The organism is Proteiniclasticum aestuarii (assembly GCF_017368455.1).
GTDB lineage: Bacteria > Bacillota > Clostridia > Clostridiales > Clostridiaceae > Proteiniclasticum > Proteiniclasticum aestuarii.
Window position 1 is genome coordinate 108,623 of record NZ_JAFNJU010000001.1, and the last position, 22,730, is coordinate 131,352.

The window sequence follows — 22,730 nt, forward strand, 5'->3', positions numbered from 1 at the left end:
TTCATTTCTCTATTCAATTCTACTATAAAATCTCATAGATGATAAGTGCTGAAACCATGAATAGAAGAAATATTATGTAAAGTTATAATTTTGTTCACAATCCCAGTTCCTGAAGACTATTTCTATGATTCCTCACTGCTCTTCCGGAGTCTGAATTTATCACTGATCAGTGCAATGAATTCGGAATTGGTGGGCTTTCCCTTTTCAAAATTCACATTGTATCCACTGATGTTGTTCAGGTTATCCAGATGACCTCTGTTCCAAGAAACTTCGATGGAATGTCTTATGGCCCGCTCCACTCTGGATGAGGTGGTATTGAATTTATTCGCGATATTGGGATACAGCTCCTTTGTCACAGCAGAAAGAAGATCCACATTGTCGATGACTTCCGTGATGGCTTCTCTTAAATAGCTGTAGCCTTTGATATGGGGCAGAATGCCCGCTTCCTGGAGGATTCCGGAAAGCTCTGTGGCAAGATCGGCTCTGATTTCCCCGTTCTGTGAAGAATCGGGATTACCCGCCGCTTCCAGATGGTCTACAGATTCTTCGGATTCCATGAAATAGCTTTTGATTCTTTTTTTCAGATGCTTCAGATCGATGCCCTTCACCATATAGTAATCCGCACCAAGGGTGATGGCTGTGTTTGTCACCTTGTCATGGGAAATAGCCGAATAGACGATGATGACCGGTTTTTCGGGAATGGTCTTCAGCGCTTCCAGAACGCCCAGCCCGTCCAGTTCAGGCATGATGATGTCCAGCAGGAGAACATCCGGCTTTTCGCTCTTCACCATACTCAGTGTCTCCACCCCGTTTTTCGCTACACCGACGATATCAAGGTCACTGTCGCTTCCCAGATATTCACTTAAGAGATTGCTGATATCCGCATTGTCATCTGCTATGACAACTTTGATTTTCTTGTTCATACTTCACCTCTTCATATTACTTTTGTCTCACTCGCGTGGTTAACCTATTCATCAATTATACGTCAAAGCGCATCATTTTTTAAGTGTATATTTCTTTTTGATTTCTTCTGTTTTTGCTATGATGTCTTCTGCACTTCGCATCTGAGGGTCTGAAATCGTGCTTCCTCCGATCATCTTGGCCAGTTCCACTGTCTTCGCGCCCAAATCAGCTGACTCGACCTGTGTGAAGGTTCTCTTGTTGTCCTCATGCTTGGACACGACAAAATGCTGGTCCGAAAACGCTGCAATCTGCGGCAGATGCGTCACACAGAACACCTGAAAGGAATGGGAAAGAGAATACATCTTTTCCCCCACCGCTTCCGCAATGCGTCCACTGATTCCGGTATCGATCTCGTCGAATATCACGGAAGGTGTTTTGTCCTTGTCTATGAATGCGACCTTCATGGAAAGCATGATTCTGGAAAGCTCCCCCCCCGAGACGATTTTTTCCAGCGGTTTCATCGGTTCACCGGTATTGGTTGAGATAAGAAAATTCACCTCATCCGTACCGAGCGCGTGGATGCCTTCTGCGTCCACAACGTCCACCTGGAACTGCGCTTTTTCCAATCCCACAAACTTCAGCTCCCTGTTGATCTTCTCGCTGAGTTTTCTGCCGCCCTCTATTCTTCTCTCGTGGAGGCGTGCGCCGATCTTCTTCAGTATTTTCCTTGCATCCTCGATATCCTTTCTGACCTTTATGATGAACTCCTCCGCATTGACGAGATTCTCATATTCTCCTCTGATCTTCTCATAGTACGCCAGAATATCTTCTACCTTCTCCCCGTATTTCTTCTTATAATTGCCGTATGTGTAGAGTCTTTCGTTGATTTCATTGAGCTCATCCTGATCATAATAGACGGAATCCTTGTAGTCCGTGATTTCTCTGAAGCTTTCCTGCAAAGTGTAATAGGCACCTTCCAGATTCTCTATGGGGCCTTTCAGTTTCTCGAAATATTTCTCTATGGATTTCAATGAATGCAGTGAGGTGGACAGATGATTAAGGATTCCTTCTTCGCTGCCCATGAGTTCGCAGGTCTGCACAAGTCCCGTGGATATCTTTTCGGCGTGGGAGATCATGGAGAACTTCTCTATGAGCTCCTGCTCTTCATCCAGTGTAAGTTTCGCCTTCTCGATGTCATCGATCTGGAACTTCAGGTAATCCATGAGTTTTTCGCGGTCTTTACTGCCCAGAAGCTTCTGAAGTGTGTTCTTCAACTCTGAAAGTCTCGTGAACTCGCTGGTGTAGGCTCGAAATTCATCTGTCTCATACAGGTCGATGAAGCTATCCAGATAATCCATATGTCTGGTGTTGTCCAAGAGGTTCTGATTGTTATGCTGACCATGAATATCCAGCAGCTCTCTTCCGATTTCTTTCAGTACGCCCACCAGAACACTCTTGCCGTTTATGCGGGCATTGTTTCTGCCGCTTACAAAGCTTTCCCTGGATAGGATCACGGTATCCTCATAAGGAATTCCAAGGGCGTCCAGAATTTCTTCTGTTCCTTCTTCCAGAGTGAAGATGGCTTCAACGAAGGTTGAATCGGCACCCGTACGTATGAACTCCTTGTTGAACTTTTCTCCAAGCACGAAATTGATGGAATCGATGAGAATGGATTTACCTGCACCGGTTTCTCCCGTGAGGATGGTGAATCCGTTCTGGAAATTCAGCTCCAGATGATCGATCAGCGCGAAGTTTTTCACATTAAGCTGTATCAGCATCTTACTTACCTACAAGTTCTGAGATCTTCTTCACAATTTCCACTGCCATCTCATCCGAGCGAACCATCATGAAAATCGTATTGTCGCCTGCTATGGTTCCTGCAATCTCAGCAAGGTCCAGCTGGTCTATGGCTTCTGCCGCAGTGGATGCAGCCGCTGTGATGGTTCTCACCACAACCATCTTGTCAATGTTTTCCACAGATAGAATCGTGTGGGATAGAAGCGTCACCAGTTTTCCGATGGCATCCTTGGTGTCTTCCTTGTTTGCCACATATTTGTATCGTCCACTTGAGCTGAGCACTTTAATCAGCTGCAGATTCTTGATGTCTCTGGATACCGTGGCCTGGGTCACATTGAATCCCTCTTTTCGCAGTTCCTGGGCCAGTTCCTCCTGCGTTTCAATTTCCTTCTTCGAAATAATTTCCAGCATCTTGCTGCGTCTGTCAATTTTCATCATCATTCACCCCTTTGAATATTCATTGCCTTATATATCAGTTTCTGTCTTAACACATTAAAATAGTCATAGTCATCCAGTCTCAGAATCTTGCACGGATGCTCCGCTTTCTTCGTGGTGATGACCGCATCGTCTGTCAGTCTCAGATTGATCTGTCCGTCCATGGAAAGAAAATACTCTTCATTGCTTTTACCGACTTTGATCATGATCTTCTGGCTGCTGCTCAGAATCAGATTTCTGATTCCGAAGGTATGGGGACAGATGGATGTCACCCCTATGGCTTCAACAGTGGGATACATGATGGATCCTCCCGCAGAAAGATTGTATGCCGTGGAACCGGTGGGCGTTGTTATGATGATTCCGTCTCCCCGATAACTGTTTGCGAAATCCTGATCCACATAGAGTTCAAAATGTATGATATTTCCAAGTGCTCCTTTATGGACCACCACATCATTGAGTGCATGGAAGGTTCTTTTCCCTTCAGCACAGTCAAGGGTAGTTTCCAGCATCATGCGGTCTTCTATGGAATATCTGCCCTCTTCAATCTTCAGGAGGCTGTCTTCCAGACCATGAATGTCTGTAGCCGTCATGAATCCCAGATTGCCGATGTTGACGCCCAGAATCGGCACATTGTATCCATAGGCTAGCCTTGCGGCTGACAGAAGTGTTCCATCTCCCCCCAGTACGATGAGCAGTTCAAGGTCCTCCACCATTTTCTGGCTGTCCACCAGGCTGATGTCAGCATCTGGAAGGGTATTCTTCAGAGAATCCAGTGTTTTTGACAGATAGATTCCTTCTGCATCTTTTTCCTGGTTGCTTATGATTCCAATTTTCTTCACTCAGTCTCCCCCTATCATTATCAGATGCCATGGGCTTCCTCAATCAGCTTGTCAAGAATAATTTCCTTCTCAAATAGAATTCCTTTGTCCTTCTTTCCGAAATAGATGAGAAATTCGATGTTGCCTTCAGGTCCTCTGATGGGAGAGTAGTCCAGTCCGTAGATAAACAGTCCTTCTCCTGTGATGAAATCTGAAATCCCATTCAGCACTTCTTTATGGGTGGATTTCTTTCTCACCACACCCTTCTTCTCCACTTTCTCCCGCCCTGCTTCAAACTGAGGCTTGATCAGCGCAACCATCTCTCCATCTTCTGTCATGAGTTCCATTGCGGGCGGTATGATCTTCATGATGGAGATGAAGGAAACATCCGTGGCGGAAAAGTCTACGGGATCCTTGATGTCCTCCCTGGTGGCATAGCGGAAATTCATTCTTTCCATGCAGACCACTCTCGGGTCCGTCCGCAGTTTCCATGCAAACTGCCCGTAGCCCACATCCACCGCATATACTTTCGCTGCACCGTTTTGCAGCATCACATCTGTGAACCCGCCTGTGGAGGCTCCAATATCCAGACAGATTTTCCCTGTCAGATCGATCTCAAAGGATCTGATGGCCTTATCCAGCTTGTATCCCCCTCTGGAAACAAAGGGCATCTTCTCTCCACGGTCTTCGATCACGGCATCTCTGGCTATTTTCGTTCCAGGTTTATCCGATTTCTGATCGTTCACATAAATCTTTCCTGCCATGATCTGCGCTCTCGCCTTTTCACGGGTTTCATAGTAGCCCAGCTCCACCAGCAGCACATCCAGTCTTTCTTTATCACTCATAGCTTTTCTCCTGTGAAACGGATGATTTTCTTCATGATCTCCTCATATCCCATCCCGTAGGCTTCATAGAGAAGCTCCGGCGTGCCCTGCTCGACAAATCTGTCCTCGAAGCCGAACCTCAGAATGTTTCCAGCCATGAAATGCCCCATGGCACTTTCCAGAATCATGCTGCCGAATCCGCCATGAAGCATATTGTCCTCCAGGGTGATGATCTTCAGCCCTTTGTCCAAATGCGTTCGGATCAGTTCATGGTCCACTGGCTTGATGAAACAGCCGTTCACCACACCAAAACTCAGTCCCTTTTCCTTCAGCATCTCCGAAAGCTTCACGGCTCTTGATACCATTTTTCCGGTGGCATAGAGATATCCGTCTCCACCTTCCTTCATCACTTCGAATCTGCCAGGAATGAATTCCTTGAGCGGCTCGAAATGATAATCAGCCTCATCGGTTCCTCTCGGGTAACGGATGGCCAAAGGTCCTTTGAAATGCTCTGAATAGTACATCATGTACCTGAGCTCTTCCAGAGATTTCGGTGCCATAATGGTCAGATTCGGAACCGGGGTAAGAAAGGACAGATCCAGAAGTCCTTGATGGGTTTCTCCGTCATCCCCCACGATACCGGCACGGTCGATACAGACGGTCACATCCAGTTTCTGAATGCAGACATCATGAATCAGCTGGTCATAGGCTCGCTGAAGGAAAGTGGAGTACAGCGCTACGTAGGGCTTCAATCCGCCTGCCGCAAGCCCTGCGGCGAGGGTCATGGCATGCTGCTCGGCTATCCCCACATCAAAGAGTCTCTTTCCGTAGATTTCCTTGAATCCTGAAAGCCCTGTACCATCTGGCATGGCAGCCACAACCGCTACGATGTTCTTATTGTTTTTCGCCATTTCTGTCAAAGTATTTCCGAAGACGTTGGAATAGGTGATCATTCCCTTCTTCTTCGGTCTGCCGTCTGATTTGTTGAAAGGAGGTGTACCATGAAACTTGTCCGGTCTCTGCTCGCTGTTCTTGTACCCCTTTCCCTTCTTGGTGATCACATGGACAAGCTTTGGTCCCTTCATTTCTTTTGCGATCTTCAGGATTTTTGAAACCTCTTTGATGTTGTGTCCGTCGACAGGGCCTAAATAGGTGAGGCCCATGTTTTCAAAGAGCATATCAGGAAGCACCATGGATTTGATCCCTTCCTTCACACGGTCCACCGATCGGTTGATGCTTTTTCCCAGAGGCATCCGGTCAAAGAGATCCTGCACTTCCTTCTTCGCCTTCTCATAAGTGGGGTCAGCCCGGAGCTGGCTGAGATACGTGCTGATACCACCAACATTACGTGATATGCTCATCTGATTGTCGTTAAGCACAATGATGAGGTCCGTTTTCTTGTCCCCCACATCATTCATGGCTTCCAGAGCCATGCCGCCCGTGAGTGCACCATCACCAATGACAGCCACCACATCGAAATCTTCGCCTTTCAGATCTCTTGCTCGTGCAATGCCCAGGGCTGCACTTATGGATGTGGAGGAGTGTCCTGTGTCAAATGCATCGTATCTGCTTTCATCTCTTTTGGGGAACCCGCTGAGCCCTTTAAACTGCCTCAGTGTGCCAAACTCATCTTTTCGTCCCGTCAGTATTTTGTGGACATAGCTCTGATGGCCCACATCGTATATGATTTTATCCTTCTCCAGATCGAAAACATTGAAAAGACTCACAGTCAGTTCAACCACGCCCAGGTTCGGCGCCAGGTGACCACCTGTTCTGGATACGGATTCCACAAGGAAGCTTCGGATTTCATCAGAAAGCTGATAGAGTTCTTCCAGGGTAAATTTTCTGATATCTTCAGGCTTCTTGTAGCCGTCACTTAGTATACCCATTTTCTTCCCTCCTAATAGGTCCGATTTAGAAGCAGGCTTGTCAGTTCAGCCAGCTCTCTTGTATCTCTGTCCAGGGTGGACAGGATTTCCAGGCAGGAATCTGTCACCTCTCTGGCCATTTCTCTGCTTTTCTCAATGCCGAAGAGCTCCACATAGGTGCTCTTTCCAGACGCTCCGTCTTTGCCGATACTCTTTCCGAGCACTTCTTTTGTGGAAGTCCTGTCCAGAATATCATCCTGAATCTGAAAGGCGAGGCCCAGCTGAATCCCGAAGGTATGGATCTTATCCACTTCATCCTTTTCAGCTCTATATAGGATCGCAGGTGCCGTGAGCGATGCAGCGATAAGCTCGCCGGTCTTTTTGTTGTGGCACTCCACCAGTTCCTCCAGGGTCGCTCGTTTCTTCTCATTCTCCAGATCATGAACCTGGCCTAATATCATGCCTTCTCTTCCGGCCGCACGTGAAATGAAAAGGGCTGCTTCAGCACCTTCTCTGCTTTTCACCCCATAGTTTGCCAGAAGGATCGTGAAGGCTTCGTTGAGAAGCGCATCCCCTGCCAGTATGGCGCTCGCTTCTCCGAACACCTTATGATTTGTAGGCTTTCCCCTCCTCAGATCATCATCGTCCATGGCTGGAAGATCGTCATGAATCAGAGAATAGGTATGGATCATCTCCATGGCCAGCGCCATAGGATACACTTCCTTTTCCTCACCCCCGAATAGTCTGCTGGAAAGAAGCACAAGGGATGGCCGCAGCCTCTTTCCACCCAGATTCATGCTGTAGGCCATGGACTCCGTCAGTTTGTTTTCCGGCAGACTCCTGAAATAATTCAGTATGAGATCATCAATTATCGCTTTATTTCTACTTATCATCTAAAACTCCATTTCATCCTGGTCCCGCATGATCTTCACTTTTTCTTCCGCCTTATTGAGAATGGCTAAAAGCTCTTTCGTGATTTTCACACCTTCCTCATACTTTTCCATGGATTCTTCCACAGACAGTTCCCCGGACTCCAGGTTCTCTATAATATCATCAAGCTTCTCCGTAAGTTCCTTATAAGTCAGCTTTTTCTTCACCATTTCTGTTTACCTCCAATATCCGTTCTCCATCTTTCAACCTGATCTTCACCTGACTGAGATGGTCCAGAGTCTTTACTTCCTTCACCAGATGATTTTTCTCATCATAAATCAGCGCATAGCCCTTTTCCAGAATATTCAGTGGATTGTGTGCTCTGATCAGACTATATCTGGATGAAAGCCTTTCCTTCACTCTGGATAGCTTCTGGATAATTATACCATTTAATTGATTCCTTTTTTTATCGATTTCAAGATATCCGTTGGCGATGAGGATTCTGGGATGGTTCTTGGACAAGGACTGAAACTGATTTCCGATTCGCATCTTCTCCAGTCTGATCTTCATCTCATAAGCGCTTTCCAGTCTCTGAATGCTTTCCTTTACAGCTCTTGTCATTTCCTCCATGGATGGAATCACGACCTCAGCCGCCTGAGAAGGTGTTGCGCATCGAAGATCCGCCACAAAGTCTGCGATGGTGAAATCCACTTCGTGACCGATGCCTGTGACCACCGGGATTTTCGATTTTCTTATGGCGTAGGCAAGATCCAGATCATTGAAGCAGGAGAGGTCCTCATAGGATCCGCCACCTCTCGAAAGAATGATCACATCAATGTCCTTTCTCTGATTCACCTTCCGGATGGCTTCCGTGAGAGAGCCGCGCGCCTCCTCACCCTGCACCAGCGTAGGGTAGATGATCAGGGATACCCCCTTGTTTCTTCTCCTGGTCACATTGATGATGTCCTGGATGGCCGCTCCTGTGGATGAGGTGATGACAGCAACCTTTTCGGGAATTGCCGGAAGTGCTTTTTTTATCTCATCACGAAAAAGCCCCTCTTTCTGGAGCTTTTCCTTGTTTCGTTCAAATTCCTGATAGATTTCTCCAAGACCCACTTCTTCCATCAAGGAAGCATAGAGCTGATAGCTGCCTTCTTTTGTATAGACACTGACTCTGCCCTTCACAAGAACTTTCATTCCGTCTTTGGGACTGATTTTCAGTCCAGAAGCCTCACTTCGAAACATCACACAGTTCACTTTCGCACTCTCGTCTTTCAGCGAAAAATACAGGTGACCTGAAGAATGGGCTTTGAAGTTGGAGATTTCACCCATGACTGTCAGATTGTTCAGGATAAAGTCGTGATCGAAATTTCTCTTGATATAGACGTTGAGGTCCGTAACACTCATGGTTTTAAGTTTCATCTCTGACCTCCGTTTCAGGTTTATGATTCACTTTTTTCGTAGAGATCCACAAGGGTTCGCATAAGGATCGTAGTGGTAAGGGTACCTACTCCACCTGGCACTTTTGTCACCAGGGATGCTTTCTTCATGACACTTTCCAGGTCGCAGTCCCCCGTAATCTTCCCATCCAGTTCGGAAGTACCCACGTCAATGACGACAGCGCCATCTCCAACGTATTCCTCCGTAATCATTTTCGGCCTTCCCATGGCCGATATGAGGACTTCACCGGATCGCGCCACTTCTTTGAGATCCCTGGTTCTGGAATGGCAGACGGTAACGGTCATATGCTCTCTCAGCAGAAGCTGTATCAGAGGCTTCCCGACAATATTGCTTCGGCCTATGATCACCGCATGCTTTCCTTTCAGCTCACCTAAGGTGTCTTTGAGGATCTCCACAACGCTGGATGGCGTGCATGGCGCAATCCCTCCTGATGTGGAAGCCAGCAGACCGATATTCATGGGGTTGACTCCATCAATATCTTTGGATGGGCTGATTTTCATCGCAACTTTGTGTTCATCGATATGCTTCGGCAGGGGGAACAGGATCATGATGCCATGCACCTTATCATCATTATTCAGATCCCCGATGGTGGAAAGCAGCTCTTGTTCACTCACATCTTCCGTCAGTGTGAGTTTCAGCATCGTTCCTCCCAAGGATTCCAGAACCTTTTTCTGCATATCCATATAGTATACGGATCCAGGGTCTTCTCCAACAAGCACAGTGGCCAGCGTCGGCGTTGCCTTCCCATTGCTTCTAAAGGATTCTATGCGTTTTCTGATTTTCTCTTTTTCCACTTTCGCGATGGCTGATACATTGATGATTTCTGACATGATTCTCCTCCTCTGCATTTCAGTGCGACTACTTCTCGTCCAGCTCTTCTTCTGTTTCCGATTCTTCCATGTTCTCATTTTCCGGCACAGATTCCATGGAGTTTCTGGTCTCCATATGGGCGATTTTATCCAGAACGCCGTTGACAAAGGAGCCGGATGTGTCATCTGAATATTTCTTTGTCATGTCCACGGCTTCAAAAATGGATACATTGTTGGGTATGTTCTCTATGAAGAGGATCTCATAGGTCGCAAGCCTCAGAATACTCAGATTGATTTTAGAAAGTCTTGGAAGTTTCCACTTAACAAGATACTTCTCGATGATTCTGTCAATCTGTTCCTTATGTGACTCCACTCCCGTCAGGACATCTTCCAGATAATCCATATCCGTATCTTCCCGCAGATCATCCTGATTATCTTCAAAATAATCATCCATCAGCTCTTCAGGCGTCTTGTGATTCATCGTGCTCTGATATAAAAGTTCCATTGCTATTTCTCTTGTTCTTTTTCTCATAATTCTTAAGGGCATCCCTGCCCCCTCCTTGTATTCTAGATTTGCAGAAAACCACTGTAAAAAACCCTCTGCATCAGAGGGTTCGGTCTTACTTTTCCTTTGTCTCTTTGTCCTTCACATAGATGTTGTTCACATAGACATTCACCGCAGAGACTTTCAGTCCCGTGATGGTCTCCACTGTTTCCTTCACGTTCACCTGCGCCTTCTGTACAACCTCCGGTATCTTAAAGCCGTATTCAATGCTTACAACCATATCTATGATGGCGTCATGTTCTCCCACAGTCACCTTTACCCCTTTGGTCACATTCCTCTTTCCTGTAACCACCTGAGTAATTCCTCCGGTCAGTGTAGGATGAAGGCCCTGGATACCCTGAATTTCGCTGGCGGCGATTCCTGCAATTACACCAACTACATCCTCAGATATCTTGACCACTCCATGACCTTGGGTTTTATTCATATTCTCACTCATTCCTTATCCTCCTCGATACAGTAGGTCTATTTGGAATAATTATACCAAATTGGCCTTTTATAAGCAATTGAATAGCCAAATAACCACTCTATCTTCAAGGATAATTAAGATGCGGTTTGACCCTTTCAAACTCCGGTTCAAATAAAAGAGTCTCCCTCCAGATAGGAAGAAGACTTCTTTATTCTTTAAACCTCTTGAATCATCTGCTTTACAGATGAGAATGCGAAATCCGCCTGAATGGAACTATCCTCATAGTCCCTTTCCTTCGTTTCACCGGAGAAGACCAGTACCGATGTGATGCCTGCATTGATACCTGTCTGGATGTCGGTATACAGGCGGTCTCCCACCATGGCCATTCCAGTCTTGTCCAGGCCATACTTGTAGGCGATGCTTTCCACAACTTCCTTGTTCGGTTTCCCGATGACTTTCGGTTTTTTACCCGTTGAAGCTTCTATCATGGCAGCCATGGCGCCTGCATCGGGCATGAAGGCATCATTGGGAAGCGGACAGTTGAAGTCGGGATGAGTGGCGATGTATTCCACACCAGAAGCGATATACTCACAGGCTCCCCAGATCTTTTCATAAGTCAGTGTAGTATCAAACCCCAGCACTACAAAGTCCACTTCTTCTCCACGCTTCTTTACAAGCTGGAACCCCTCTCTTTCAAACTCGTCTTCCAGCGCAGGTGTGCCCAGGAGATAGATTCGGGCCCCTTCATGATTGCGCTTCAGATACCTTGTGGTTGCTTCTCCTGATGTGAAGATCTCTTCTGCAGCGGCATCAATGCCAAGTTTTCTGAGCTTCTCCACATAGATGAGCTTGTTTTTTGATGAATTGTTGGTGAGAAAAATATATCTTTTTCCATTCTTCTTCAATGTGTCGAGAAAATCAAGGGCTCCCTCGATCAGTTCATTTCCTAGAAATATGGTTCCATCCATATCCAGAAGAAACGTATCTTTTTCTTTTAAAATACTCAAAACGATACTCCTTTACGGTCAACTGAAGAGATTGAATGTGAACAGAGCAATTCCTTCAGAGTAAGTTACAAGCAGCAGTACCACCAGAAGGGCCACAATGAACGGCCAAACTTCCTTGATGAAATCTTCCAGCTTGACATTGACGATGGAGCAGACCGTAAACATCATGGAGCCGAACGGTGGCGTCAGGCCGCCGATCATGATATTCACGATGAAGATCATACCGAAATGAAGCGGGTCGATGCCGAAGGATACAACCGCAGGCACGAGAAGTGGTGCGAGAATAACCAGTGCAGCTCCCCCTTCCAGGAACATGCCGATGAAGAGCAGCAGTGCATTGATGACAAGAAGCAGCACAATCGGGCTGTCTGTCATGTTCATCAGGAATTCCGTAATGATCTGCGGAATCTGTTCCAGTGTCAGGTAATATCCGAAGACCTTGGCGCTGGCGATGATGGACATGACCGCACCAGTACCCTTCACTGTATCCATGAAGATCATAGGCAGATGCTTAGGCTTCAGCTCCTTGTAGACGAAGAATCCTACGATGACGGAGAAGACAACGGCTACCGCTCCAGCCTCAGTGGGTGTGAACACACCAAAACGCATACCCATGATGATTCCGAAGGGAATGAAAAGGGCCCAGATGGACTTCAGGAACTGCCTGAAGATTTCTCCCACATTGGCAATACGTTCTCTGGATGGTGTGTAGTTTCTCTTCAGCGCAATGATGTGCACCGTAATCATAAGCATGATGGCCATGAGAATACCTGGCATATAGGCCGCCAGGAACATATCTCCCACCGCCACGTTGGCGATCAGCGCATATAGAATCAGATTGGTTCCGGGTGGTATGACCGGACTGATGGCAGATGAAGCAGCGGTGATCGCTGCTGAAAAAGGCTTCGAGAAACCTTTCTTCACCATTTCAGGTACCAGAATCTTGGACTGCATGGCAGCATCCGCATTGGCGGAACCTGAGATACCACCCATGAGCGCACTTAACAGTACATTAACCTGAGCGAGTCCACCCTTGGTGTGACCGACCAGCACATCTGCAAAATCCATGAGTGCTCCGGAAATTCCCGAGTGATTCATGACGGATCCCACCATAATGAAGAAAGGAACCGCTAGATACGGGAAGGATTCCACAGAAGTGACAAACTGCTGTATGACCATTTCCATGGGCATGGAATTGTTGATGAACATGAAATAGAACAAGGAAGATCCCATCAGCGCGAAGGCTACGGGAATGTTCATGAAGAACAGAATAAACAGGACCAGTACCGGTAATAAAGACTCCATTAATCATCCACCCCCTGATCTTCTGGCGCACCGATCTCAAGACTTACGTCCTTCTTCAGGAATACCTTTCTGATACTCTGAACAAAAAAGTAGATGGAATAGATGGTGATCAGTGCAAAGGAAATAACAATTGCAATATAAATATATTTATAAGAAAACTCCAGCGCGGCAGTGATCTTAGTGGAATTTCTAAAATAAAGATAGCTCAGATAAAACATTCCTCCTGAAAGAAATGTGACAACACCGGAAGTCAGCATCACAACCAGTGGCTGATGCTTATCGGGCACCAGATTGGTGAGTACCTCTACACCGATCAGACCTTTTGTCTTGTATGCATTGGCAAAGCCCAGAAAAATAACCCAGACGAAGGCACCTACGGCTATTTCTTCAGACCAGTGATAGGTAAAGTTCAGGAAATATCTGGTGAACACATTCACAACAACCAGTACTGTGGTTACCGTGAGAAACATTGCACCGATATACAGTTCAAAGTTTACAAACAACTTTTTCCATTTATCTTTCATCTCGTCCTCCTCTTTCTCGAAAACAAAATTTCTTTTGTTCAGATTTTTCAAATAAAAGTCAGTATAATCTTCAATAGCATTCTCCTTCAACGAAAGAGAATGCTATTGTCAATCAGATTAAATATTACTGTGCAGCCTTGATCTTTTCAAGTTCTTCAAGAATTCTCTCGTAGATTCCAGGTGTCCAGTTATCAAACTTGGTATATACAGGCTCTGCAGCCTTCAGGAACGCTTCTGCATCCACTTCATGGAAGCTTACGCCTTCAGCCTTCAGAAGATCAGCAAATTCGTCTTCTGCCTTGATGGTTTCAGCCAGATTATCCTGCATGCCCTTTTCGAATTCTTCAGAAAGGATTGTCTGCTGCTCTTCGGTCAGTTCAGCCCACAGATCATCAGAGATGACTACAGCAGAAACACCTAGAAGATGGTTTGTCAGAGAGTATTCCTTGACATTCTCATACTGCTGTGTGCCGTAGTAAGTCATGATGGATCCTTCTACACCGTCGATGACGCCCTGCTGGATTGCAGCATAAGTGTCAGGATATGGCATGGAAACGGGGTTTCCGCCCATGGCTTCGATGGTGTAGGTGTACAGCTGACTCGTAGGAACACGTATGTTGAGTCCCTTCATATCTTCTGGAGTCTTGATGGGCTTCTTCGTCATCATGCTTCTGAATCCGAATACCCAGTCCAGTGACATGACCTTTACACCATGGTCTTCTTCAATCTTGGCATTGAGCTCTTCCACAAGTGGAGTCTTGGTCATTGCCAGATATTCATCAAATGTGGTATACAGGAAGGGTCCTGTGATGGCATTGTAATCTGGTACATAGTCTCCCAGGAAGTTTACACCGTCAACCAGTATCCAGTCGGACCCCTTGACGATCTGTTCCATGCCATCTTTACCGATTGGCAGAGTTCCGCCTGTGAAAAGCTTCAGTTCCAGTGAACCGTTACTTCTCTCGTTTACAGCCTCCACAACCTTTTTCAGTGAGATTGCTGTCTGTTCGTCATCAACGAACTTTGTGCTGATGGTGATTTCCTTGGTTTCCGTTGCTGCAGGAGTTTCAGCTCCTGGTGTTTCGGCTCCTGGTGTCTCAGCTGGTTCCTTGCTTCCACATGCTACGATGGAAGTCGCCATTAACACTGTTGCGAGCAACATTGCGATTTTTTTCATGAAGTGTCCCCCTTCAAAATATATTAATATTTTTTCGCAAATAAAAATGCAGAGACATATCTTGAATGGGCAGCTGTAGCCATATCTTAGAGAATGATACGCTTAGCGCTCATTAACATAATCTCTGTATTTTTTCTAGCTAATTAATGTTAACACAATGTTATTTTCTTGTAAAGGTTTAAATGCAATTGTTTTCATGAAGCACAGTCTTTGTCTCTTTACCCTATTCGAATAGGATTCATATTCAACCCATACGGGCATTTCAGAAATTGCTTTCATATAGTTTTAAAGGGAATCTGGATGACCCAGATTCCCTTTATTCTGCTCTTTTATTATACTCTTTCCATGTAGTCGCCGGTACGCGTGTCCACTCTTATGGAGTCTCCTTCATTGATGAAGAACGGAACCATGACCACTGCACCTGTTTCCACTGTAGCAGGCTTCAGTGCATTTGTCGCCGTATTTCCTTTGACACCAGGTTCTGTTTCGGTGACTTGAAGTTCCACGAAGTTCGGCGCTTCCACAGAGAATGCCTCTCCTTTGTAGAATTTGATCACTGCAAAGTTGTTTTCCTTCAGGAACTTGATGGCCTCTTCCACTTTTTCGTAATTCAGGGGAATCTGCTCAAAGGTTTCCTGGTCCATGAAGTAGTAGAGCTCACCATCATTGTACAGATACTGCATTTCCTTTCTTTCTATGACAGCTTCCATCAGTTTTGTGGTAGGGTTGAATGTGGTTTCTGTAGTGCCACCCATGATTACATTTCTAAGCTTTGTTCTTACAAATGCAGCACCCTTACCAGGTTTTACATGCAGAAAATCAAGTACTACATATACATTGCCTTCGTGCTCAAATGTTGTTCCTTTTCTTAAATCACTTGCTGAAATCATTTTTATACCTCCAAATTTCCCCAATAAATAGTATACGCCGGATATGCTCCAGCGGTTTTAAAACAGAAGGTTGGGGGTTTCATAAAAGGATTTCCTTCTGCCATCATAAATTAAAGTTTCCCGTAATTAACCAATGATATTTTACCAGATTGACCAGAGTTTGGCAATAAATATTGATTGGCATCGCATCATCGTGTTCCATGAGCTCCATGAGTTTCATCTCCAAGATAATCCTTTATAGCACGGATCACATTACGGAGATTTGCGCCTGCCTCTTCTTCACCGATTACTGTGATATCCGCTTTTTCGTATACTTCAGATCTTTCCTCTAGAAGCTGAGTGAGTGAAGGTAAACTATTCGACAGTGGTCTTACACGATCCTTCTCCAATCGTTCCCAGAGAACTTCAGCAGGATACTTGATATACAGTGTGATAGCTCTCTCCTTCATGATTGTCATGTTGTCGTGATGAACAGGGAATCCTCCCCCGGTGGATATGAAGAGGTTCTCCTTCTCCAGAAGACACAAAAGAAGCGCATGTTCGATTGCCCGCAGCTTCTCTTCTCCATGAATCATGATGATCTCCTCCGGAGTCAAACCTTCATTTTCACTGATTTTCATATCCGTATCCAGAAAATCCATGTGAAGCGCTTCAGCCACACTTCTTCCTAGGGTGCTTTTCCCACTCCCGGGCATGCCTATGATAAAAATATTCTTCATTCTCTACACCCCTTTATTGATCAGCCGGATCTGAACTTCATCCTCTGTTACCATCACCGACCTGTAGTAGTTTATCCTTCGATCCAGCACAGATATCATATACAGGTCATCTCCATTATAACTGGAATCATAGGAAAGAGTGAAGTCTTTATAGAGGATCTTTCTCCCAGTCATCAGGTACGCCATCAGTCCTTCCGCGGATCCATAGGTAGAGGAAAGATATGTTTCCATATCCTCCAGTTCCGTCACAAATGCATGCACTCTGACATCCATGGAATAGATCCCCTTTTCAATGTAGACGTGACTTCTAAGCAGTCTGTAGTTCCTGACCAGTATCATGCTGCACAGCACAAGGACCATCATAGCATAGAGGATGCTTCCTTTTCTACTTCCCAATTTTAAAGCTCCTTTCATAGGTCACATCTGAAAACACCAGTTCAATCATAAGAACTTCACCAAAGATTCTCATATTCACATCCTCCACATCATGGCAGAGCACCTGAATGGTGGTCCCGAACTGATACACAAGCCGCCGGTCCCGCTGCTTCAAGATAATCTCATTTCCTGTAATATAATCGCTTTTCCGGATCTGAAGTTCATCCGCATTCAGGGCGAACGCTTCCGTATGCGTATAAAAATCCACTTTCATTACTTCAAATGCCCGGTAGGCATAATCCGTATGCTTGAGAAAAGTGATGTTTTCTTTATAATCGACTATAATTCCACTATAAAGCCTTGTAAATGCACCCATGAGAAAAACCGAGAGTACAATATAGAACATCATCTCCATCATGAACCTTCCACTCCTAGTGCCATATTTCATAATGTCCTCTTTCTCTACCTTCGAAATACCCCATAATGAGAATATGATCCTCCCGGTCCGTGATTTCGATATAGCGCTTCTCATCATATGTATCCATAATGAAATATTCCGTGAAGCTTCCATAGCCTCTTTCACTGGTCAGCGTCAGCGAACCCGTCTCAAGAAGCAGATAATATGCTTCAACACGATAATCAAACTGAAGCATTTCTTCCAGCTCGCCACTTCTGTACCTCATATCCGCCGCTTCTTCCGTCAGCACAAGGAAACAGAGCATGACAACCATCAATGCTCCTGTGAAAAACATATTCATGAATCCTTTCCTTTTCAGATTATTGCCGAGCAATCCCATCCCTCCCGATTTGTCAGTTCTTCATTTGCGAATATCCATTGTCAGTGTACCCACCTGAATGGTGATGAAAGATTCCAGTCTCCCTGCTCTGTAGAAATAGATCTTCCCTCGAGGAGCTTTCCCATTGATCTCGTAATTAAAGCTCGTGCTGGCTCTGAATCTGGGATTGTAAACTGAGTCATAGAGAATCCTCACCTCTTCGTCGATATAGCTTCTTTTGGTCACTGCCAGTCTGTGGTTCATATGGATCAGCGTTTCATCATCCACCTTGATTTGATTGAAACTCATCTTCTCCGCAGCTCCCCTTAACTCCTCATTCAGAAGCCCCAGAAGAATCACCGGCGTTTCCTCTGAAGTGCTTTTGTATGATACCGGTGCGTGGGATGCGGACATCAGAAGCAGAACACCCATGAGAAATACAGCAACCATCATTTCAAGAAGCAGAGTGCCTCTACAGACCCTCATACGCATCCAGCATTGGAATCATGACGAGGTAAGCAACGAAAAATACCAGCATGCCCATTGCGGCAATGGCCAGAGGTTCCATCAAAGCCGTTTTTCTCTTCAGATAATCTCTGAAATAGAGTTTCTGAAGAGAAACAAACGATGCAAAAGCTTCCGTGTAATTCCCTGTCTCTTCAGCCATGATAAGATAACGCACCAGTCCGGGTGAAAACCTGCTTTTTCGGAAGGATTCTGCAAGACCTGTTCCGCTTTGTATTTCTTTCAGGAGCTCCTCATATGGATATCCCTCTTCCAGAAGCACCTGAAGACTTTCCACAAGATCCAATCCTCCTTTCGACAGTAATGATAGCTCTTCTATGAACATCATTTCCTTGTAGCGGGCGGTTCTCGTCCCCAGAACGAGCTGGAAGATCTTATCTCTATGCTTCAGGATTCTTATCAGATAGAACCCCAGGAGAACTGAAGACAGGAGAACACCTTGAATGGGAACATATGCCGAAAGAGAGTGGATCATACGGAGCAGATCATTCTCCGCTCCAAGTTCCTGCAGCATCTCAGACAGGGGCGGAACGATAAAATAGATGGTGCAGACAAGAAACAGGTAGGCTGTGCCTAAAAGCATCATCGGATAGATCATGACGGTCCTGATTCTGCTGCTGAGCTCTCTCTGCTCTCTCAGGGAAACATGGATGGACTCGAATGCGCCTGCCAGGTTTCCTGTCTCTTCCGCAAGCCTGATGAGGCTGATTTCTCGACCGGAGAACACATTCAGCGATTTCATCGCCTCAGACAAGCGCATCCCGGACAGAATGAGTTCTCTCAGTTTCATGTCCCAATAATGTTCCGATAAAAGAAGCGCTTCTGACAGACCGATGCCGTTCACAAGATAGCTCCCCTTTTCCTGAAAGAAGTGCTCACTGTCAAATTCCCTTCTTCTGCTTAGTATGGAACGGACTCTATCCGAAATCTTCAGAAATATCGAGTGTCGCATCTACTACTTTTCCTCCTTCTGTATTACGCAGTCTTTGATTCATCACTAGAGACAATGTCAGATCCATATATTCCCTGCTGATACCGAAATCAGTCATTCTCTGACGCACACTGTCATAGCGCTTCGCATGGATCGTCGAAATGACTTTGTGTCCCGTAAGCGCTGCTCTTATGAGTGCGCTGGCTGTTTCTTTGTTTCGGATTTCACCGATGCAGATGTAATCCGGATCCTGTCTCAGGGCCGCAAATATTGCTTTTTCATAGTCGAATCCCGAGACCCCATTGATCTGACTCTGGATGATTCCATCCACCTCTCTTTCCACCGGATCTTCTATCGATATGATTTTCTGATTCAGATCTCTCAGCTTCATCATCAGCGCATACATGGTGGTGCTTTTCCCCATGCCCGTCTCGCCGGATATGAGGTGAATCCCCATCTGACTTCTGACATGAGAGATCAGCGATTCAGAAATCTCCGGACGCAGGCCAAGCTTTTCCAGCGCAATGAGCTCTCTTGTGAAAAGACGAAGCACCAGAGATTCCCCCTTCAGAGATCGAAGTGTGCTGACTCTGATGGAGAGACCGTTCACTTTCAGTATCCCGTCCTGAGGCATCCTTTTTTCGGATATATTCATCTGGGCCATGGCTTTGGCCTTCTGAAGGAGAATCTGATAGTGGTGATTCTCCAGATCGCCGTAGCATTCCAGCTCCCCCTTCTTTCTCATGAGCATTCTTGCACATCTTTCCCCGGGGATGAAATGGATATCCGAGGCATCCATTTCCATTCCCTCCGTTATAATCTCTTCCAAATTCATTTCCTCTGCCCCTTTCCTACCAGTATTATGCCTGCTGCAGATTTGCTTATACATTATTTGGTGAGATGGGCAAAAATAAGTTATAATTAATATTGATTGCAGATCAATCATGCAAGGAAGGACAACAAGGAGGAAACACGGATGTGATCCGTGAGAAAAAAGAAGATGGCATTAGATGGAATATTTTTCACAAACATCACCAGCGAACTCAAAGAAGATCTCACAGGGGCTAAGGTCAACAAGATTTCTCAGCCGGAGAATGATACGATCATTTTAAGTATGAGAGGGGTCAGCGGGAACAGAAAACTCCTGCTTACTTCAAACAGCTCCTATGCCCGAATTCACTTCACAGATCTTCCAAAAGAAAATCCCATGCAAGCTCCTTTATTTCTCATGGTATTAAGGAAACATCTCGTAGGATCAAAATTAATCGAGATCAACCAGGTAGATGGTGACCGACTCATAAACCTGCATTTTGTGGGCTACGACGAATTCGGTTACGACCAGGCATTTACCCTTTCCATCGAAATGATGGGAAAACATTCGAACATCATTCTAGTCAGAGATCAGGAAGGAACCATAGTGGACTGCATCAAGCATGTCTCCTCATTGAAAAACTCCTATCGTTCTCTGCTTCCGGGAAAATCCTATATCGCTCCACCTAAAAGCAACAAGCTGGATCCGCTTCACTTTTCCGATGAAGAATTTCATCAGGCCAGAGCGACACACGATTTCACCGAAGACTTCTACAGCACTGTATTTGCAGGGGTGTCCAGAAGGACTTCCCATTTTATCCACAGCATTCATCAGGATGAAGAACCGCTTGCTTTCTCAAGAGAAATTCTGAAGAAACTCGCAGAAAGCGAAAAGTTCTATATTCTGACCAGTGAAAAAGGTTTTGAAGACGTGACCAGTTACCCCTTCAAGGAAACGTATCTGGAATTCGATTCTCCATCCCTGGCTCTGGAAACTTTTGTTCACGAAAAAGATGCGAAAGATAGAATCAAATCAAAGACCTCTGACCTGCAGAAGATCCTGAACAATAATCTGCAGCGTGTGAGAAAGAAGATTGAAGTCCTTGATAAGTCCATCGAAGATTCCATGGATAAGGAGAAGTTCAAATTGAGAGGAGAAATCCTCTCGGCAAACGTGTACGCTCTGAAAGACGGTATGGAGAAAGCGACACTTCTGAACTATTACACCGGTGAAGACATCGAAATCAGGCTCAATCCTTCTAAATCCATCAGCCAGAATATCGAAATGTATTACAACAAATACAACAAGAAAAAGCGTGCAGAGGTCATGGCCAAGGGGCAGAAAATCCTTGCTCTGGAAGAGGAAGACTATCTTACTTCCATTCTGCTTTCTCTGGAAAATCTGGAGAACGAAAACGAAATTCAGGAGATCCGGAAAGAGCTCATGGTGGCAGGATATCTCAGATTCCGAAAGACGGGCACGAAAAAGGACATAGCTTCCAAGCCCCTGCACTTTACATCCACAGAGGGCATCGATATCTACGTAGGTAAAAACAATACCCAGAACGATTACCTCACCACAAAATTCGCAAGCAGACACGATACATGGCTCCATACCAAAGACATCCCAGGTTCCCATGTCATAATCAGAAGTGATCATTTTAATGATGAAACATTATTGGAGGCGGCAAATCTTGCTGCTTATTTCAGCAAAGCCTCCAAATCCACCAAGGTCCCTGTTGACTATACCCTGGTGAAACATGTCAAAAAACCCAATGGTGCAAAGCCTGGTATGGTGATCTATTCAACAAATAAAACCTTGTATGTGGATCCGGAGGCTCCTAGAATTCCTAGACAAGAATAGGTAAGAGGAGTAAAGACATGACGAAGGAAAACACAAAGAAAAACAGAAACCCGGAACGAAAAAAAATAACAAACTATGCGGTCAAGGTGCTTAACGGTATGGCGCAGGGACTTTTTGCGTCTCTTCTCATCGGCCTGATCATCAAACAGCTGGGTACGCTGCTTGACATTGAGGTACTGATTCTTTTCGGCAGCATGGCGCAGTCTCTCATGGGACCTGCCATCGGTGCTGCAGTGGCCTACAGCGTTGGTGCACCCCCGCTGGGCATCTTCGCATCCGTTATCGTCGGGGCCATCGGCGCCGGTACATTCACCTCCGTGGATGGAGCCATGGTGGCACGAATCGGTGAACCTGTGGGTGCCCTCATCGCATCCCTGGTATCTGCGGAACTGACAAAGTTTCTGAGCGGGAAGACCAAAATCGAGATTGTTCTGCTTCCCCTGGCTGCAATTGTGGCAGGTGGCCTTGTAGGCTACTACATCGCTCCCTTCATCGCAGCCTTCATGACATTTTTAGGCAGCCTCATCAATAGAGCAACGGAGCTTCAGCCGATTCCCATGGGCATCATTGTCTCCACCACCATGGGCATGGTGCTGACTCTGCCCATAAGCTCAGCTGCACTGTCCGTATCCCTGGGGCTTTCCGGTATTGCTGCAGGCGCATCCACCGTGGGTTGTGCTACACAGATGGTCGGATTCGCAGTGGCTTCCTTCCGGGAAAACGGATTCAGCGGACTTGTTTCCCAGGGCATTGGAACCTCCATGCTTCAGATCTCCAATATCATAAAAAATCCGAAGATATGGATTCCACCCACTCTGGCATCTGCCATTCTTGGACCTGTCGCCAGTGCCGTATTCAAAATGGAAGGCTCCAAGCTCGGGGCCGGAATGGGTACATCCGGACTTGTAGGTCAATTCGACGCTGTCAGCGTCATGGGCTCCTCCACGGAAACGATCCTGCTCATCATCCTCATGCACGTGATCCTGCCTGCAATTCTGACCCTCATCATTTCTGAAATCATGAGGAAGAAAGGCTACATCAGGTTCGGAGACATGAAACTCTAAATAATAC

At 45.9% G+C, this 22,730-nt stretch carries 26 protein-coding genes; 2 read left to right on the forward strand and 24 right to left on the reverse strand.

From position 1 onward, the window contains the following. Positions 1-122: 122 nt before the first annotated feature. From spo0A to J3A84_RS00645, 24 genes are all read right to left on the reverse strand, one after another. On the reverse strand, positions 123-923 hold the full coding sequence (gene spo0A / locus J3A84_RS00530; protein ID WP_207598044.1) for a sporulation transcription factor Spo0A: 801 nt from the start codon (positions 921-923) through the stop codon (positions 123-125). A 72-nt stretch (positions 924-995) separates the two neighbouring features. Continuing rightward, positions 996-2,681, reverse strand: a complete 1,686-nt coding sequence (recN, locus tag J3A84_RS00535) for a DNA repair protein RecN (RefSeq protein ID WP_207598045.1) — start codon at positions 2,679-2,681, stop codon at positions 996-998. A 1-nt stretch (position 2,682) separates the two neighbouring features. Next, positions 2,683-3,135, reverse strand: coding sequence for an arginine repressor (locus J3A84_RS00540; protein WP_207598046.1), 453 nt, complete (start codon positions 3,133-3,135; stop codon positions 2,683-2,685). Positions 3,136-3,137: 2 nt separating this feature from the next. Beyond that, entirely contained in the window at positions 3,138-3,974 is an 837-nt protein-coding gene (locus J3A84_RS00545) for an NAD(+)/NADH kinase (RefSeq protein WP_207598047.1), read from the reverse strand. A gap of 20 nt (positions 3,975-3,994) precedes the next feature. Then, a complete protein-coding gene (locus J3A84_RS00550; protein ID WP_207598048.1) occupies positions 3,995-4,798 on the reverse strand; it encodes a TlyA family RNA methyltransferase in 804 nt (267 codons plus the stop codon). After that, a complete protein-coding gene (gene dxs, locus J3A84_RS00555) occupies positions 4,795-6,666 on the reverse strand; it encodes a 1-deoxy-D-xylulose-5-phosphate synthase (protein WP_207598049.1) in 1,872 nt (623 codons plus the stop codon). Before dxs ends, J3A84_RS00550 begins: the two co-directional genes overlap by 4 nt. A gap of 11 nt (positions 6,667-6,677) precedes the next feature. Continuing rightward, complete coding sequence (locus tag J3A84_RS00560) at positions 6,678-7,538, reverse strand: polyprenyl synthetase family protein (RefSeq protein ID WP_207598050.1); 861 nt, start codon at positions 7,536-7,538, stop codon at positions 6,678-6,680. Then, positions 7,539-7,745, reverse strand: a complete 207-nt coding sequence (gene xseB, locus J3A84_RS00565) for an exodeoxyribonuclease VII small subunit (protein ID WP_207598051.1) — start codon at positions 7,743-7,745, stop codon at positions 7,539-7,541. It lies immediately after the preceding gene. Beyond that, entirely contained in the window at positions 7,720-8,937 is a 1,218-nt protein-coding gene (gene xseA, locus J3A84_RS00570; protein WP_207598052.1) for an exodeoxyribonuclease VII large subunit, read from the reverse strand. The genes xseB and xseA overlap by 26 nt, the downstream gene beginning before the upstream one ends. A 20-nt stretch (positions 8,938-8,957) precedes the next feature. Next, positions 8,958-9,806, reverse strand: a complete 849-nt coding sequence (locus J3A84_RS00575; protein ID WP_207598053.1) for a bifunctional 5,10-methylenetetrahydrofolate dehydrogenase/5,10-methenyltetrahydrofolate cyclohydrolase — start codon at positions 9,804-9,806, stop codon at positions 8,958-8,960. A 28-nt stretch (positions 9,807-9,834) separates the two neighbouring features. Beyond that, positions 9,835-10,332, reverse strand: a complete 498-nt coding sequence (gene nusB, locus J3A84_RS00580; RefSeq protein WP_242693913.1) for a transcription antitermination factor NusB — start codon at positions 10,330-10,332, stop codon at positions 9,835-9,837. 73 nt (positions 10,333-10,405) lie between these two features. Next, positions 10,406-10,786 carry an Asp23/Gls24 family envelope stress response protein gene (locus J3A84_RS00585; protein WP_207598054.1) on the reverse strand — a complete coding sequence of 127 codons (381 nt, stop codon included), beginning with the start codon at positions 10,784-10,786 and terminating at the stop codon, positions 10,406-10,408. Between the two features lie 185 nt (positions 10,787-10,971). Continuing rightward, positions 10,972-11,763, reverse strand: a complete 792-nt coding sequence (locus tag J3A84_RS00590; protein WP_207598055.1) for an HAD-IIA family hydrolase — start codon at positions 11,761-11,763, stop codon at positions 10,972-10,974. Positions 11,764-11,781: 18 nt separating this feature from the next. Beyond that, complete coding sequence (locus J3A84_RS00595; protein WP_207598056.1) at positions 11,782-13,068, reverse strand: TRAP transporter large permease; 1,287 nt, start codon at positions 13,066-13,068, stop codon at positions 11,782-11,784. Further along, entirely contained in the window at positions 13,068-13,592 is a 525-nt protein-coding gene (locus tag J3A84_RS00600) for a TRAP transporter small permease (RefSeq protein ID WP_207598057.1), read from the reverse strand. The genes J3A84_RS00595 and J3A84_RS00600 overlap by 1 nt, the downstream gene beginning before the upstream one ends. Positions 13,593-13,716: 124 nt before the next feature. Continuing rightward, a complete protein-coding gene (dctP, locus tag J3A84_RS00605; RefSeq protein WP_207598058.1) occupies positions 13,717-14,769 on the reverse strand; it encodes a C4-dicarboxylate TRAP transporter substrate-binding protein in 1,053 nt (350 codons plus the stop codon). Between the two features lie 332 nt (positions 14,770-15,101). Next, entirely contained in the window at positions 15,102-15,659 is a 558-nt protein-coding gene (gene efp, locus J3A84_RS00610; protein WP_207598059.1) for an elongation factor P, read from the reverse strand. A 188-nt stretch (positions 15,660-15,847) separates the two neighbouring features. After that, a complete protein-coding gene (locus J3A84_RS00615) occupies positions 15,848-16,378 on the reverse strand; it encodes a shikimate kinase (protein WP_207598060.1) in 531 nt (176 codons plus the stop codon). Between the two features lie 3 nt (positions 16,379-16,381). Then, positions 16,382-16,774, reverse strand: a complete 393-nt coding sequence (locus J3A84_RS00620; protein ID WP_207598061.1) for a hypothetical protein — start codon at positions 16,772-16,774, stop codon at positions 16,382-16,384. Then, positions 16,764-17,171 carry a hypothetical protein gene (locus J3A84_RS00625; RefSeq protein WP_207598062.1) on the reverse strand — a complete coding sequence of 136 codons (408 nt, stop codon included), beginning with the start codon at positions 17,169-17,171 and terminating at the stop codon, positions 16,764-16,766. The genes J3A84_RS00620 and J3A84_RS00625 overlap by 11 nt, the downstream gene beginning before the upstream one ends. A gap of 13 nt (positions 17,172-17,184) precedes the next feature. Further along, positions 17,185-17,544: a hypothetical protein gene (locus J3A84_RS00630; RefSeq protein ID WP_207598063.1), complete on the reverse strand. Its 360-nt coding sequence runs from the start codon at positions 17,542-17,544 to the stop codon at positions 17,185-17,187. Positions 17,545-17,571: 27 nt separating this feature from the next. Further along, on the reverse strand, positions 17,572-18,015 hold the full coding sequence (locus J3A84_RS00635) for a hypothetical protein (RefSeq protein ID WP_207598064.1): 444 nt from the start codon (positions 18,013-18,015) through the stop codon (positions 17,572-17,574). After that, the gene (locus J3A84_RS00640) at positions 18,002-19,006 is read right to left on the reverse strand and encodes a type II secretion system F family protein (protein ID WP_207598065.1); all 1,005 of its coding nucleotides are present in this window, start codon (positions 19,004-19,006) and stop codon (positions 18,002-18,004) included. Before J3A84_RS00640 ends, J3A84_RS00635 begins: the two co-directional genes overlap by 14 nt. Further along, positions 18,972-19,814, reverse strand: coding sequence for an ATPase, T2SS/T4P/T4SS family (locus J3A84_RS00645; protein WP_207598066.1), 843 nt, complete (start codon positions 19,812-19,814; stop codon positions 18,972-18,974). The genes J3A84_RS00640 and J3A84_RS00645 overlap by 35 nt, the downstream gene beginning before the upstream one ends. Before the next feature lie 156 nt (positions 19,815-19,970). Between J3A84_RS00645 and J3A84_RS00650 the strand changes: the two genes are divergently transcribed. Continuing rightward, positions 19,971-21,659, forward strand: coding sequence for an NFACT RNA binding domain-containing protein (locus J3A84_RS00650; protein ID WP_207598067.1), 1,689 nt, complete (start codon positions 19,971-19,973; stop codon positions 21,657-21,659). A 17-nt stretch (positions 21,660-21,676) separates the two neighbouring features. Next, on the forward strand, positions 21,677-22,723 hold the full coding sequence (locus tag J3A84_RS00655) for a PTS sugar transporter subunit IIC (RefSeq protein ID WP_207598068.1): 1,047 nt from the start codon (positions 21,677-21,679) through the stop codon (positions 22,721-22,723). The last annotated feature ends 7 nt before the right edge of the window (positions 22,724-22,730 follow it).